Origin of the sequence: Aeromonas taiwanensis (assembly GCF_000820165.1) — a bacterium.
Classification (GTDB): domain Bacteria; phylum Pseudomonadota; class Gammaproteobacteria; order Enterobacterales; family Aeromonadaceae; genus Aeromonas; species Aeromonas taiwanensis.
Window position 1 is genome coordinate 33,018 of record NZ_CDDD01000008.1, and the last position, 14,584, is coordinate 47,601.

The following is a 14,584-nucleotide window of genomic DNA, read 5'->3' on the forward strand; positions in this document are numbered from 1 at the left end:
GTCAGTTCTCGAGGAAGATTACGCTCGATACCATGAGGTTGCCATGCGCCAGCTCACCATGGGGCAATCTCCCCTGCTCGCCGAACGTAAATGGCGTGATGAAGGGGATCTCCCCCAGTCGCAGGCAAAATTGCGTCACCACGTCGTCAAACCGCTCCTCCAGAGCCAGGCGGCAGCCAGCGCAGAATATCACCAAGGCCCCCAGGGGTCGCATGCTCCCCGCCATGCCGTATTCGGGCTCGATGCGCACCGCATTCAGGCTGCGCTGCAACAACCCGTCCTGACTGCAGTACATGAGTTGCAAGCGCTCCCCCAGCCGGGCTTCGGTAAAGAGGCGAAGCCCTTCCCGCACGGTCACCGCTTCGGGGTGCGAGAGCTTGTAGTAGGGGATGTCATCGAGCATGCCGACCTGGCGTGCCAGCGGGGAGAGCGTCGTCTCCCTTAGGATAGGGCCCACCGGCCAGGGTTTATCCCGTTCAGTCCAGCGGGCGTAGACCCGGGCCGCCGGCTCATGGTCTATGGTCAGCACCTCGCGACCGTCGAGGGCAGTGATGATGCCCTGGCGCTCGGTTGGCACATAACCGGAATGAAACTGGAACGCCAGCTGGCAGCCGGGGTAGAGCACCGCCAGCACACAGCCCTCCCCCCCTGCTCCCTCATCCCAGCAGAGTTGCCATTCGCCGCGCACGCCGTCATCCGCTGCGGATCCGCCGACGACGGGAACGGTCGCGCCAAATTCGCTCTCGATGCCCGCCAGCATGGCTTCTTCCAGACCCGGACTGGCGTGCAGCAAGACCAGCTGGGGCAGCTCGCCAGGGCGGCCGCCATCGGCGATGGCACGGCGCAGCAGAGTCCGCACATCCGGTGTCTGGCCAACCTGGCCGGCCACGCCGTACGCGCCCTTGTCATCATAAAGCGCTGCGACCGCCAGACCCCGGCCCGCCAGGGCATGGTGCCCGGCCTGGGTCAGGATACCGCCGCAGGAGCTGCAGCCGATAAGCCGGCTGTCGGGAAAGTGCTCCTTGAGTGCATGGCGCAGTACCGCAGCGTCGTGCGCTTGGGTAAAATAGACCAGCAACAATGATGGGGCGTGGGGAGATTGGGCAAGCAACCGCTCTGCTATTTGTTGGGCAGCCAGTTGGGTCGTCTCGGCAAGCGAGTGAGCCGTCAGGAAGTTCAACACCGTCTCCTACAGGTATGGGATGCTGCTCTTAAGCAAAAATCATACCTTTATCAAACAATTACCTGGCCGCAGAGACTAGAATGAAGCTCGCTGGCCTCCCACGGGATCACTGCATGTGGCAGAAAAATATCAATGACTTCGAGCGGGTCGTCGCCATCGGCGGTGGACACGGCATGGGCCGCGTGCTCTCTTCCCTCTCGTTTTTAGGCTCCCGGCTGACGGGGATAGTGACCACCACGGATGACGGCGGCTCCACCGGACGCCTGCGCAAGAGCCAGGAGTGCATCGCCTGGGGTGATCTGCGCAACTGCCTCAACCAGCTGGTGACCACCCCCAGCATCGGCAGCCAGCTGTTCGAGTACCGCTTCACCGGCCGCGGCGAGCTGGCGGGTCACAACCTCGGCAACCTGATGCTGCTGGCCCTCGACAACCTCTGTGTCCGCCCTCTTGATGCCATCCGGCTCATCAGCGACATGCTGGAGATCGAGCCGACGCTGCTGCCCATGTCCGAACACCCCACCGACTTGTGCGCCCATACCGTCTGCGGCGACCAGATCCTGGGAGAGGTCTCCATCGACCAGCTCACTACACCGCCGCGGGCCCTGAGCCTGAAACCGGCCGTACCGGCCACTCGAGAGGCCGCCCTGGCCTTGAGCCAGGCCGACATGATCATCCTGGGTCCCGGCAGCTTTCTCACCTCCGTCATGCCTCCCCTGCTGCTGTGCGACATTGCCGAGGCGATCCGCAGCAGCGGCGCCATCGTTGTCTTCATCAGCAATCTGGTCGCCGAAGAGGGGCCTGCGGGTCAGTTGACTCTACTCGATCAGCATCGCTGGCTGGAAGAGAGGATAGGCATGGGCCGGATCGATGCCATCCTGGCCCCCGAGGGTCATGAGGACCCCGAGCTGCAGCATTGCCTCGTCCGAGCCAACCTGGGTGAGGCTGCCCTGCCCCATCGCCACGACCGCCTCAAGCTCAGGCAGGCGCTGGATAACGTCATCCTGAACTGGCATAGAACGCATGACAAGGCGGGCTGAGCCGCCCGGGGATCAGTGAAATTGGGCCAGGTGGGTGAAGACCTGAGGCAGGGAATATTCCAGCTCGCTCAGCAGACGCCCGGCTTCTTGCGCGTCTTCCCGCCGACAGGCTGCTTCCAGGGCCATGACTTGTTGATAGCTGGGTTGGGCGCCATAGCTGCCACAAGAAGATTTCATGCTGTGGGCAAGACGGGCCAGAGCGGACCAGTCCCGCTGATCATAGAGTGGCCTTAACTGGGCCAGCTGTTCCCCTACCTCTTCGACAAACACCGAGATGACGACCGGCATCATCTCGTGACCGATGTCATCTGCCAGTTGCCGCAGCACTTTCTGATCCAGCCATTCCATCTTCTCTTCCCTATGATGGTATTCAAACAGACCACAATATAGCCGATTGGTACAGCGGCTGTCATCCACCCTCCGGTGGCGTGCGGGTCGCCAAGGCGGCGTCGGAGTGTGAGCGGGTTCAAGTTATCGACATGTCCCCCATGGAGGGGAGAGATAAAGGTTGTCACAAAATTAACATTAAAGTAACAATGCAACCCATGAGAATGATGCGGCTCAGCAACACCTCTCTCATCCCTTTTTGCCTGTATGGCTGCTGCGAAGAACCAGGGTAGGATTCTACCCTGGTATTTTTTTATTGCCGGGCGGGCAATCTGGCTGCGTTGCCATACTCCAGCTCGCCCAGACGGAACAGGCAGAACTCCCCGGGTACCATCTTCACCCAGCTTTCATTGCCTGTGAGCGGCCGGGTAGCGATCAGGGTCACCACGTCGTTCGGGGTGGTTTCGCTCTGAAAGTCGATGACCACGTCCTCATCCAGCAGGCTCGCCTCGCCAAACGGCGCCCTGCGTGTCAGCCAGTAGAGGTTGTTGCTGCAATAGGTCATCACGAACTCCCCGTCCGACAGCAGCATGTTGAATACCCCGAGCCCGCGCAACTCGTCACACAGGGTCGCCAGATAGCGGAACATGGCGGGAAAATTTGCCGGACGCTTGGGGTATTTCTGCTCCAGCCTGTCGAGCAGCCAGCAGAAAGCGTGCTCGCTGTCTGTGTCCCCCACCGGACGATGCCGGCCGGTCGGCAGCTTCTTGTAACCGGTCAGCTGGCCGTTGTGGGCGAAGGTCCAGTAGCGCCCCCACAGCTCACGGGTGAAGGGGTGGGTGTTCTCGAGCGACACGCAGCCCCGGTTCGCCTGCCGGATGTGGCTGACCACGGCGCGGCTCTTGATGGGCAACGCCTGCACCAGCTTGGCGATGGGGGACTGGGCACTGGGTTCGGGATCCTTGAAGGTGCGAAACCCCTTCCCCTCGTAGAAGGTGATCCCCCAGCCATCCTTGTGAGGGCCCGTCTTGCCGCCCCGCAGCATCAGCCCTGTGAAGCTGAAGCAGATGTCGGTCGGCACATTGGCGCTCATGCCGAGCAGTTCGCACATATCCCGTCAACCCCCTGAATTACATGATTATCTCTGCTTTCATCAGATTTGTCGGCAGGCTGCGAGGCGTCCGGATCTGTCGTCCAGCCGGGCGCCTCTCCACCTTCGATGCCCGCCCGATTACTTGGCCATCTCTTTTTCGACCAGCTGGATCAGGATGTGGATCACCTTGATGTGAACTTCCTGGATGCGATCGGCATAGCCGAAGTGCGGCACCCGGATTTCGACATCGGCCAGACCGGCCATCTTGCCGCCGTCCTTGCCGGTCAGGGCGATCACCTTCATGCCTTTGGCATGGGCCGCTTCGATGGCCTTGAGGATGTTGCCGGAATTGCCACTGGTGGAGATGCCGAGCAGCACGTCGCCACGACGGCCGACGGCCTCCACGTAGCGGGAGAAGACATAGTCGTAGCCAAAGTCGTTGGAAACGCAGGAGAGGTGGCTGGGATCGGAGATGGCAATGCCGGCATAGCCGGGACGGTTCTCGCGATAGCGGCCGGTCAGCTCCTCGGCGAAGTGCATGGCATCGCAGTGGGAACCGCCGTTGCCACAGGAGAGTACCTTGCCTTCCTCTTTGAAGGAGGCGGCCAGCAGTTTGGCGGCGGCCTCGATGTTCTTCAGATTCTGCTCGTCGGCCAGAAACGCCTGGAGCACGCCGGCAGCTTCAGTCAATTCGTTGCGGATCAGTTCTTGGTACATGGTCTTTGAGATCTCGTGGTCCAACATAGGGTGGCCGCATTGTCGCACAAGCCGGCCCAGTCGTCGCCCCCCGCCCGCCAAGATGCGGCGGACCGTGCGTTATGCCGATCACAGAGCCAAGGTAACAAGCTTGTAAACAGCTTGATAAGTTTGTGCGTATGAATTACAACAGGGACCACGACCAACAGGTCAGACCTCTGGATCAGTTAGTCCACGATTCTCCAACTTCGGCTACTCATTGCAAGGAGCGAAAAATGACGACGACCCTCACTCTGCTCGGGGTGATCCTGGTGATCGGCGCCATGGCATACCGCCGGGCGTCCCTGTTCACCGCCACGCTTGCCACGGCCGCCGCCCTGGTCGCCGGCACCCTCTATGGCCACGTGCCCCTGCTGGTGTGGGTACTGTTCGCGGTGCTCGCCATCCCCCTCAACCTGGTGGAGTTTCGCCGCAACCAGCTGACCAGGCCGCTGTTCAAGATCTACAAGTCCATCATGCCGGAGATGTCCCGTACCGAGAAGGAAGCCATCGAAGCGGGCACCACCTGGTGGGAGGCCGACCTCTTTGCCGGCAACCCGGACTGGAAGAAGCTGCACGCCATTCCGGTCAGCACGCTGTCAGCCGAAGAGCAGGCCTTCATGGACGGGCCGGTAGAAGAGGTGTGCCGCATGGTCAACGACTGGGAGGTGACCCACGAGCGCGCCGATCTCTCCCCCGAGGTGTGGCAATACCTGAAGGACAACAAGTTCTTCGCCATGATCATCAAGAAGAAGTACGGCGGCCTGGAGTTCTCCGCCTACGCCCAGTCCTGCGTGCTGCAAAAGCTGTGTGGCGCCAGCGCCGTGCTCGCCTCCACCGTCGGCGTGCCCAACTCCCTCGGCCCGGGTGAGCTGCTGCAACACTACGGCACCGAGGAACAGAAAGACCACTATCTGCCCCGCCTGGCCGTCGGCAAGGAGATCCCCTGTTTCGCCCTGACCAGCCCGGAAGCGGGATCGGATGCGGGCTCCATCCCCGACTTCGGCATCGTTTGCAAGGGAGAGTGGGAAGGGGAAGAGGTGCTCGGCATGCGCCTGACCTGGAACAAGCGCTATATCACGCTTGCCCCCATCGCCACCGTCCTGGGGCTGGCCTTCAAGTTGCGCGACCCGGATCACCTGCTGGGTGACGAAGAGGAGCTCGGCATCACCTGCGCCCTGATCCCCACCGACATCGACGGGGTCGAGATCGGTCGTCGTCACTTCCCCCTCAACGTGCCGTTCCAGAACGGTCCGACCCGTGGCAACGAGGTGTTCGTGCCGCTCGACTTCATCATCGGCGGCCCGGCCATGGCTGGCCAGGGCTGGCGCATGCTGGTGGAGTGTCTCTCCGTCGGTCGCGGCATCACCCTGCCCTCCAACAGCACCGGCGGCGTCAAGATGCTGGCCCTGGCCACCGGCGCCTACAGCCGCATCCGTCGCCAGTTCAAACTGCCCATCGGCAAGATGGAAGGGATTGAAGAGCCGCTGGCCCGCCTCGGCGGCAACGCCTACATCATGGGCGCCGCCGCCAAGCTGACGGTGACCGGCATCGATCTCGGCGAGAAACCCTCTGTCATCTCCGCCATCGTCAAGTACCACCTCACCGACCGTGCCCAGAAGTGCATCATCGACGCCATGGACATCCACGGCGGCAAGGCCATCTGCATGGGCCCGAACAACTACCTGGCCCGCGGCTATCAGGGCGCCCCCATCGCGGTCACCGTCGAGGGAGCCAACATCCTGACCCGCAGCATGATCATCTACGGTCAGGGGGCCATCCGCTGCCACCCCTACGTGCTGCCCGAGATGCTGGCCGCCAGCCATCCGGACAAGGAGCAGGCCCTCAAGGACTTCGACAAGGCGGTGTTCAGCCACGTGGGCTTTGCCATCAGCAACCTGGTGCGCAGCTTCTGGCTGGGCCTCACCGGCGCCCGCTTCGCCGCAGCGCCGTACAAGGATCAGACCAAGGGCTACTATCAGCAGCTCTCCCGCCTCTCCGCCAACCTGGCGTTCCTGTCGGACATGGCGATGGGTACCCTGGGCGGCGAGCTCAAGCGCAAGGAGCGGGTTTCCGCTCGCCTCGGTGACGTGCTGAGCCAGCTCTATCTGGCCTCCAGCGCCCTCAAGCGCTATCAGGACGAGGGCCGCCAGCAGGCAGACCTGCCGCTCTTGCACTGGGCACTGCAAGACGCCCTGTTCAAGGCACAGGAAGCCATCGACGAGCTGCTGCGCAACTTCCCGAACCGCTGGATCGGGCTGGCGCTGCGCGCCATCGTGCTGCCGCTGGGTCGCGACCTGAAGCGTCCCTCCGACAGGCTCGACAGCCAGGTGGCCCGCCTGCTACAGACGCCGAGTGCGACCCGCAGCCGTCTGGCCGAAGGCCAGTACCTCACCCGCGAGGAGGGCAACCCCTTCGGGCTGCTGGAGCAGGCCCTCGACGACGTGCTAACCGCCGAGCCGCTGTTTGACAAGGTGTGCAAGGCCGAAGGCACCAGACGTCCCTTCACCCAGCTCGACAAGGTGGCGGAGGCCGGTCTGACTCTCGGCGTCATCAACCAGACCGAAGCTGAGCTGTTGCGCCGCGCCGAGGCAAGTCGCCTGCGCACCATCAACGTCGATGACTTCGACCCTGTCGATCTGGTGGCAAACAAGGCGCTGTTTGAAGCCTCAGCCTACCACCGTGCAGCCTGATCCAGACCCTGTCAAAACGCCTCCCTCGTGGAGGCGTTTTTCATGAAGAGATCGACCTGCGGCCTTTCGGGGGGCGGGAGAAAACGACTGGATCATATTTTGAATACCAATCCATTTCCTATATTGAATGAAGCGGTTAAGGTAAACACAGTATCACTCACAGGATTGCGTAATGGATGATCAAATCCTGATTATCGACGATGAAGATCTTCCCCCGTCAGCGCTGCAGACCGCAGGCTGGAAGGTGATGATAGTGGACGATGAGCCCGAAGTGCACCGCATCACCAAGATCACCCTGAGCAAGTTCGAGTTCGACGGCAAACCCATAGATTTCCTGCACGCCTATTCCGCCGCCGAAGCCAAGGCGCTGCTCGCCATCACCCCGGATGTCGCACTGCTGCTTCTCGACGTCGTCATGGAGGCCGATCACGCCGGCCTCGAGGTTGTTAAATTCGTGCGCGACGAGCTGCAAAACAAGATGGTGCGCATCGTGTTGCGTACCGGTCAGCCCGGCCAGGCCCCGGAAGATGACGTCGTCACCAACTACGACATCAACGACTACAAGGACAAGACCGAACTCACCTCCCAGAAGCTGCGCACCCTGCTGCGCGCCAGCCTGCGCTCCTATCGCGACATCCGCACCCTGGAGAGCAATCGCCAGGGGCTGGAGAAAGTCATCGAAGCCTCCAGAGGGATCTTCGAGCAGCGCGCCCTGCGCCAGTTTGTCGAGGGGGCCCAGACCCAGCTCAGCGCCCTGCTGAACCTGGAGGGGTCCCAGATCTACGATGTGAAGCATCTGGCCTACGAGGTCCGGGACCAGGTGCTGGAGCCCCTGCTCAGCGACGGCCCTGCACTGCGGCTCACCGAGGCCCCGGCCATCCTGCGCAGCGCCATGGCCAGGGGAGGCAACGTCTACGATGGCAACCAGATGGTGCTCTACTGCAAGAATGCCCGCCATCACCTGCTGTTCCACATCGAGACCACTCGCCCCCTCAGCCAGATGGATACCGGCCTGCTGAGCCTGTTTACCGAAAACATCATAGTGGCGCTGGAGAACATCCGGCTCAACGAGGTGATCGGCGACAACCAGCGGGAGATCATCTACCGCATCGGCGAGCTGGTGGAGAGCCGCTCCAAGGAGTCCGGCCTGCACGTCAAGCGGGTGGCACTCTACACCGAGCTGTTCTGCCAGTTGCTCGGTATGAACGAAGACAGGTGCGAGCTCATCAAGCGCGCCTCCCCCCTGCATGACATCGGCAAGGTGGGGATCCCGGACGCCATCTTGCACAAGCCGGGCAAGCTCACCCCCGAGGAGTGGGAGATCATGAAGACCCACGCCCAACTCGGACACGACATGCTCTCCGGCAGCGATCTGGCGCTATTCCAGATAGGCGCCACCATCGCCGGCAATCATCACGAGAAGTGGAACGGCACCGGCTACCCTCGCGGACTCAAGGGGGATGCCATCCCTCTGGAGGGGCGCATCGTCGCCCTGGCGGACGTGTTCGATGCCCTGGGCTCGGATCGCTGCTACAAGCGGGCCTGGCCCCTTGAAGAGGTACTGTCGCTGATCAGGGAAGAGCGGGCGCAGCACTTCGATCCCCAGCTGGTGGATCTGATGCTGGCCAATCTGGAGAAGTTTCTCGACATCCGCGAACAGTACAAGGACATCTACATCGGCGCCCACTGAGCCATCCTGCGAGCCACAGCAAGAAGCCGCCTCATGGGCGGCTTCTTCATATGCGGATGAAGGCGGGCTATTGCTCCGGCAGATTGAGATCCAGCTTGGGGGCCGGGGCGGGCTCGCTCTGCTGCGCCTTCTGTGCCGCCATCGCCTTGTGCAACGTGCGGCGCTTCTGCAGCAGGATGAAACCCACGGCGCCCAGCAGGAGCAGCACCACGCCTCCCCCGCCCAGTGCCCAGGGCAGCCAGACCGGGCTCTCACGCTCCTCAAACTTGGCCTTGGCCGGCTTGGCCGCCGAGGTGGCTGGCGCTGCGGAGGGAACCGGCGCCGGTGGCGGCGCTATGGTGAACGACTTGGCAGGCAGTTGCAGCCGCACTTCCCGGCCGAGCCGGGTCGTGCCGAACAGGGTGGCCTCCACCTGGTACTGGCCCGCCGCCTCGAGGGCGGAGAGATCGACGCCGAAGCGAAGCTCCTTCGCCACCTCGCTGAAGTCCAGGCTGTGACCGGTGCCGTCGCTGGCCTTGCCCTGGATCACCACGGAAGCCGGATCCAGCTCCTCCCCATCGATGACCAGGGAGAGCTTGGCCCCCGCCTCTCCCGAGGGAGCGACAAGGGTGTAGCTCACCGGCCAGGGGTAGAGCAGTACCTGCTGCGACTCGGCGCGAGAGAACACTTCGTTGCCGGTACTGTAGAGGGCGCGATACTTGCCTGCCGGCACGTCCAGCACCGCCTCGGCGGTCAGCACCCCATCCCCTGGCACCTCGTCCAGCCCCTTGCCATCGTCCAGATAATGGCCGAGCGTCTCCTCGAAGATGGGCTCTCCGCTCTGGGCCTCATCATTGAACTGCTGCAGCCTCACCGTCATGCCCAGATCGGTGAGGTAGTACCCCGCTCCCGGCGCCGCCCCGTCGATCAGCAGGCGGGATTGCAACTTGACCCGCTCCCCCTGGTAGAGACGAGCCGGCAGCGGTTCGCTCACGACCCGGATATCGGAGAGCAGACGCACCCGGTTGTCGGGATCGACCTCGCCGATGGCCTGCCAGGGGCCCGGCATGGGATCGCGCACCGTGATGAGATCCTGATCCTGCAGCGCCTGCCAGCCCACCTCCGGCGGCTTGACCTTGCCGACATAGAGCTTGCTGCCGTCCGGTCGCACCAGGATCACCGAGGGGGTCCCCGGCTTGCGTTTGATGATGAAGGTGACCTCCTTCACGCCGTAATCGATGCGAAAGCGGTTGTCGAGCAGGGGAATATCGGAAGGACCGAACACCTCGTTGGCCGAGGCAGAGAGCGAGGCCAGCAGCAACAGGCTGCCCCAGAGCGAACTCATTGCCGCCACAGGCAGGCACCTCCTTTCTTCTGCACCAGATCCAGCCTGGCCTCATGGGCGGCCACCACCTCCTTGCTGGCGCGCACCACCCTGAGAGGAGCCCGGTTGCTCTCCAGGCGGCGAATGCCGGTGTCCTGGTTGCTGTCGCTCTCGCTGCTCTCGCTGGCCAGGTTGAGCTTGGTCTGGCCACCCGTCATCAGCAGGTAGACGTCTGCCAGGATCTCCGCATCGAGCAAGGCCCCGTGCAGGGTACGGTGGGAGTTGTCGATGCCGTAGCGATCGCACAGCACATCCAGGTTGTTGCGCTTGCCCGGGAAGAGATCCCGCGCCATCGCCAGGGTATCCGTGATGCCGCAGATGTCGGCGGTCTTGAAGTCGAGGCCGAGCTTGCTGAACTCGTAGTCCATGAAGCTCACGTCAAAGGGCGCGTTGTGGGCGATGAGCTCGGCGCCACGGATAAACTCGATGAAGTCGTCCGCTATCTGGTTGAAGGAGGGCTTGTCCGCCAGGAAGGCATCCGTGATGCCATGCACCGCGATGGCTTCAGGGTCCACCAGCCGGTCCGGCTTGATATAGACGTGGAAATGGTTGCCGGTCAGTTTGCGGTTGATCACCTCCACACAGCCGATCTCGATGATGCGGTGCCCGAGGTAGACGGGACCGCCCGCGGTATTCATGCCGGTGGTTTCGGTATCCAGAATGATCTGGCGGTTCAGTTGGGGTGTGCTCATGATCAAATCCATGTCAAACTTCGGTTTTACTCGCTAGTTTACCCCAAGCCTTCGGCTAAAACAGATTGATTGCTCATGTTAAAACAGATTGATTTATTTACGGATGGCTCCTGCCTCGGCAACCCGGGCCCCGGCGGTTATGGCGCCGTCATGGTCTATGGCAAGCATCGCAAGGAGATCTCGGCCGGTTTCAGACTGACCACCAACAACCGGATGGAGCTGATGGCGGCCATCATGGGACTGCGCACCCTGAACGAATCCTGCCAGGTACGGCTCACCACCGACAGCCAGTATGTGCGCCAGGGCATCACCCAGTGGATCATCGGCTGGAAGAAAAAGGGATGGATGACCGCCAACCGCCAGCCGGTCAAGAACGTCGATCTCTGGCAGGCCCTAGATGCGGAGGTGGCACGCCACCAGATCGAGTGGCTCTGGGTCAAGGGTCACTCCGGTCACCCGGAGAACGAACGCTGCGACGAGCTGGCCCGGGACGCCGCCAGCGGCAAGCAGCTTGCCGAAGACGAAGGCTACCAGCCCTGAGGGCCGCTAGCCGCCCTGGCGCGCCATCCCAGGCGCGGCCATCGACTCCGGCAGCCGCCAGCGGCGGCGCACCGGGGTGACAGGAAAACGCCGCTTGCGGGCGGCAATCACATAGACGGATGCCAGGGATCGGCAATAGTCCCGTCCCAGACTCTCCCGCCACCAGCCGATCCGGCTCTGCCTGCCCATGAAGGAGAAGCCGAATCGCTCGTCGAACATCACCTCGCACCCGAGCAGCTGCAGCCAGTCCGTCACCCGGGCGGGCGTGAACATGCGGGCGGACCAGGGCAGATGTCGTCGCATGAAAGGCAGATAGTGGCCCAGACCGACCAGGCTGACAGGATTGTAGCCGCTGACGATGAGCCAGCCATCGTCGGTCAGCACCCGCTCCGCCTCGCGCAGCACCTGATGGGGATCCGGCGAGAAATCGAGACAATGGGCGAGCAGGCAGGCATCCACGCTGCCGGAGCGGACAGGCAAGGCCAGGGGATCCCCCACCAGGTCCAGCAGTCGCCCACCGGGAGCGACCCCGATTTGATGGCGAATGGTTGAGCAGCCGCAGGAGAGTTCGGCGCTCAGGGCGCCGATTTTCAGCAGATGATAACCAAACAGATGGGGGCACCAGCTGTCGAGCCGCTCCTGCAACTCGGCGGCCACCCAGTCCCCCATGGGCAGTGCCGACCAGCTGGTCGGGATCGCGATCTGTTGTTCGGTACGTGCCAGCTGCATAATGGAACCAACTCGGGGGTGCGAATGCCATCCAGTTATATAAGATCCCATCCCTAAAGAACACTAAAGAGAAGCCGACCCATGTATACCGTCATCACAGTTCCCGCCTTTAGCGACAACTACATCTGGTTGATCCGGCACGAGAATCACTGCCTGGTCGTCGATCCGGGCGAAGCCGCTCCCGTGCTGGAACGGCTCGAGATCCTGGGGCTGGAGCTCGACGCCATCCTGCTGACCCATCACCATCGCGACCACGTCGGGGGTGTATCCGAGCTGCTGCACCATTTCCCCCACGCCCGCCTCTATGGCCCCAAGCATGACCCCATGCCCGATCATCATGGCCAGTGGCTTGATGACGGGGACAGGATCGACTGGCACGGCCTGAGCCTGGACGTCCTCCATCTTCCCGGCCATACCCTGGGTCACATCGCCTATTACGGCCAGGGCATGCTGTTCTGTGGCGACACCCTCTTCAGTGCCGGCTGCGGCCGCCTGTTCGAAGGCACCCCGGCCCAGATGTACGGCTCCCTGCAACGGCTCGCGGCCCTGCCCGACGACACCCTCCTTTATTGTGCCCATGAGTACACCCTCTCCAACCTGCGTTTCGCCCATGCGGTCGAGCCGGACAACCCGGCGATCCAGCAGCAGATCGGGGTGATCAGCAAGCTGCGCCAGCAGGGCCTGCCGAGTCTCCCCTCCCGGTTGGGGGATGAGCGGCATTTCAATGTTTTTCTGCGCTGCGAGCAGGACTCAGTGAAATTTTCTGCTGAGAAATACGCCCTTAAATGCTTGGAAAATCCAGAGGATACCTTCACTGTCTTGCGGGCCTGGAAGGACGTTTTTTGAACAAACCTTGATCAGGGGGGGATTGCCCCTTATGATGCGAGCTGTTTTTCCATAGATGACCTGAGCGAGATGAAGCTACGAACGGCCTTATTGGCAGCGCTGTTTCTCAGCGGCTGCCAAAACCTGAGCCATCAGGATGACCGGGCGATAACGGCAATCGAGCCGATCAAATCCCCCCAAGTCAGCAAGAAAACGTACAAGAAACACTCTTCCCGATTGCTGTTCGGTGACGAACAGATAGAAGAGATGGATGACACTGATAACCTGTGGGTGCGTATCAGCGATGATATGCAGCTGGACTCGCATGATAATGCCCGTGTCCGGCAGCAGCGTGATTGGTTGTTGCGTAATGATAAGCATATGGCGACCATTGCCAGCCGGGCTGAGCCCTACCTGTATCTGATGGTAGAGGAAATCGAACGGCGTGAGCTGCCAATGGAGCTTATTACCATCCCCATGATCGAGAGCATGTTCGATCCCAACGCCCGCTCCCGCAGCAATGCGGTCGGCCTTTGGCAGTTCGTTCCTGCGACCGGCAAGAATTTCGGCCTGCGCCACGACAACTGGTACGACGGCCGACGCGACGTCCTGGCATCCACCAATGCCGCACTGGACTACCTGGAATACCTGAACCGTTTCTTCGACGGTGACTGGCTCCAGACTCTGGCCGCCTACAACGCGGGTGAGGGCCGGGTGCGCAACGCCATCGTCCGCAACGAGCGGGCCGGCCGGCCGACCGACTACTGGTCGCTGGATCTGCCCCGTGAAACCCGGATGTATGTGCCCAAGATCCTGGCCATGGCCGACATGATCCGCAATGCGGACCAGTACAATGTCACCCTGCCGGTGCTGGCCAACAAGCCGCAGCTGCGGACCATCAACACCGGTGGCCAGATCGATCTGAACGTGGCGGCGCAGCTGGCGGGAATTTCCGCCTCCCAGCTCAAGGCGCTCAATCCGGCGCTCAAGCGTGGCGTGACCTCACCGCGGGGTCCCTACAACCTGCTGGTGCCCGTCGAGTATGCCGATACCCTGGAGCTGGCCCTGGCCGATCTGCCCCAGCGTGAGCGGACCCGTGGCGTGCGCTCCTATCAGGTCACCCGCGGCGACACCCTGTCCCGTATCGCCCAGAATCACGGGGTGAGCGTGCAGCAGCTCAAGCTGGCGAACAATCTGCGCGGCAACAACCTGCGTCGTGGCCAGAGCCTGATCATCCCCAATGGTGGCAACGCCATGGTGAGCCAGGCCGCCAAGAGCAAGCCGCAACAGCTCGCCAGCAACAGCGGCAACAAGATCCAGTATCAGGTGCGCTCCGGCGACAACCTGTGGAGCATCAGCCAGGCACACGGCGTCAGCCACGCCGACCTGGCCAAGTGGAACGGGCTGAGCGCCAAGTCGGCCCTGAAACCTGGCATGAAGCTGGTGGTCTGGCTCAAGCAGGGCAAGGGCAGCAACAAGTCCATGGTCTATCAGGTGCGCCGAGGGGACTCCCTCTCCTCCATCGCCGCCCGATTCCAGGTCGGCGTCAACGACGTGATGCGCTGGAACCAGCTCGGCAAGAGCGACTACCTCAAGCCCGGTCAGGAACTGACCCTGTTCGTGAAGAACAACAGCTGATCGCTCATCACAATCCAAAAAAATACCCCGCCTGGTGCG

The 14,584-nt window shown here is 62.3% G+C and carries 14 protein-coding genes; 6 read left to right on the plus strand and 8 right to left on the minus strand.

Going from position 1 to position 14,584, the window contains the following annotated elements:
• Position 1: 1 nt before the first annotated feature.
• The gene (locus BN1136_RS01190) at positions 2–1,180 is read right to left on the minus strand and encodes an FIST signal transduction protein (RefSeq protein WP_043761793.1); all 1,179 of its coding nucleotides are present in this window, start codon (positions 1,178–1,180) and stop codon (positions 2–4) included.
• Between the two features lie 116 nt (positions 1,181–1,296).
• On the opposite strand from BN1136_RS01190, the gene BN1136_RS01195 reads away from it, so the two are divergent.
• Positions 1,297–2,220, plus strand: coding sequence for a gluconeogenesis factor YvcK family protein (locus BN1136_RS01195; RefSeq protein ID WP_043761794.1), 924 nt, complete (start codon positions 1,297–1,299; stop codon positions 2,218–2,220).
• 12 nt (positions 2,221–2,232) lie between these two features.
• Here the strand turns inward: BN1136_RS01195 and BN1136_RS01200 are convergent, their stop codons facing one another.
• The 3 genes from BN1136_RS01200 to lpcA all read right to left on the minus strand — a co-directional run bounded on the left by BN1136_RS01200 (position 2,233) and on the right by lpcA (position 4,357).
• A complete protein-coding gene (locus tag BN1136_RS01200; RefSeq protein WP_043761795.1) occupies positions 2,233–2,568 on the minus strand; it encodes an Hpt domain-containing protein in 336 nt (111 codons plus the stop codon).
• A gap of 292 nt (positions 2,569–2,860) precedes the next feature.
• Positions 2,861–3,658: a class II glutamine amidotransferase gene (locus tag BN1136_RS01205; protein WP_043761796.1), complete on the minus strand. Its 798-nt coding sequence runs from the start codon at positions 3,656–3,658 to the stop codon at positions 2,861–2,863.
• A gap of 120 nt (positions 3,659–3,778) precedes the next feature.
• Positions 3,779–4,357: a D-sedoheptulose 7-phosphate isomerase gene (lpcA, locus tag BN1136_RS01210; RefSeq protein WP_043761851.1), complete on the minus strand. Its 579-nt coding sequence runs from the start codon at positions 4,355–4,357 to the stop codon at positions 3,779–3,781.
• A gap of 254 nt (positions 4,358–4,611) precedes the next feature.
• Between lpcA and fadE the strand changes: the two genes are divergently transcribed.
• Entirely contained in the window at positions 4,612–7,068 is a 2,457-nt protein-coding gene (gene fadE / locus BN1136_RS01215; protein ID WP_043761797.1) for an acyl-CoA dehydrogenase FadE, read from the plus strand.
• Positions 7,069–7,240: 172 nt separating this feature from the next.
• Entirely contained in the window at positions 7,241–8,758 is a 1,518-nt protein-coding gene (locus BN1136_RS01220; protein ID WP_043761798.1) for an HD domain-containing phosphohydrolase, read from the plus strand.
• Positions 8,759–8,825: 67 nt separating this feature from the next.
• On the opposite strand, the gene BN1136_RS01225 is transcribed toward BN1136_RS01220, so the two are convergent.
• Complete coding sequence (locus BN1136_RS01225) at positions 8,826–10,082, minus strand: TIGR03503 family protein (protein WP_043761799.1); 1,257 nt, start codon at positions 10,080–10,082, stop codon at positions 8,826–8,828.
• Entirely contained in the window at positions 10,079–10,813 is a 735-nt protein-coding gene (dnaQ, locus tag BN1136_RS01230) for a DNA polymerase III subunit epsilon (RefSeq protein ID WP_043761801.1), read from the minus strand. The genes BN1136_RS01225 and dnaQ overlap by 4 nt, the downstream gene beginning before the upstream one ends.
• Before the next feature lie 75 nt (positions 10,814–10,888).
• Here dnaQ and rnhA point away from each other — a divergent pair, with 75 nt between their 5' ends.
• Positions 10,889–11,353, plus strand: coding sequence for a ribonuclease HI (gene rnhA / locus BN1136_RS01235; protein WP_043761804.1), 465 nt, complete (start codon positions 10,889–10,891; stop codon positions 11,351–11,353).
• A 6-nt stretch (positions 11,354–11,359) separates the two neighbouring features.
• Here the strand turns inward: rnhA and BN1136_RS01240 are convergent, their stop codons facing one another.
• On the minus strand, positions 11,360–12,082 hold the full coding sequence (locus BN1136_RS01240; protein ID WP_043761805.1) for a class I SAM-dependent methyltransferase: 723 nt from the start codon (positions 12,080–12,082) through the stop codon (positions 11,360–11,362).
• Positions 12,083–12,163: 81 nt separating this feature from the next.
• Here BN1136_RS01240 and gloB point away from each other — a divergent pair, with 81 nt between their 5' ends.
• Positions 12,164–12,928, plus strand: a complete 765-nt coding sequence (gloB, locus tag BN1136_RS01245) for a hydroxyacylglutathione hydrolase (RefSeq protein WP_043761806.1) — start codon at positions 12,164–12,166, stop codon at positions 12,926–12,928.
• A gap of 87 nt (positions 12,929–13,015) precedes the next feature.
• Here the strand turns inward: gloB and BN1136_RS20455 are convergent, their stop codons facing one another.
• Positions 13,016–13,288 carry a hypothetical protein gene (locus tag BN1136_RS20455; RefSeq protein ID WP_231557823.1) on the minus strand — a complete coding sequence of 91 codons (273 nt, stop codon included), beginning with the start codon at positions 13,286–13,288 and terminating at the stop codon, positions 13,016–13,018.
• Here BN1136_RS20455 and BN1136_RS01250 point away from each other — a divergent pair, their 5' ends adjacent.
• Positions 13,289–14,545 (plus strand): LysM peptidoglycan-binding domain-containing protein, encoded by a 1,257-nt coding sequence (locus tag BN1136_RS01250; protein ID WP_231557824.1) that lies wholly within the window; start codon positions 13,289–13,291, stop codon positions 14,543–14,545.
• The last annotated feature ends 39 nt before the right edge of the window (positions 14,546–14,584 follow it).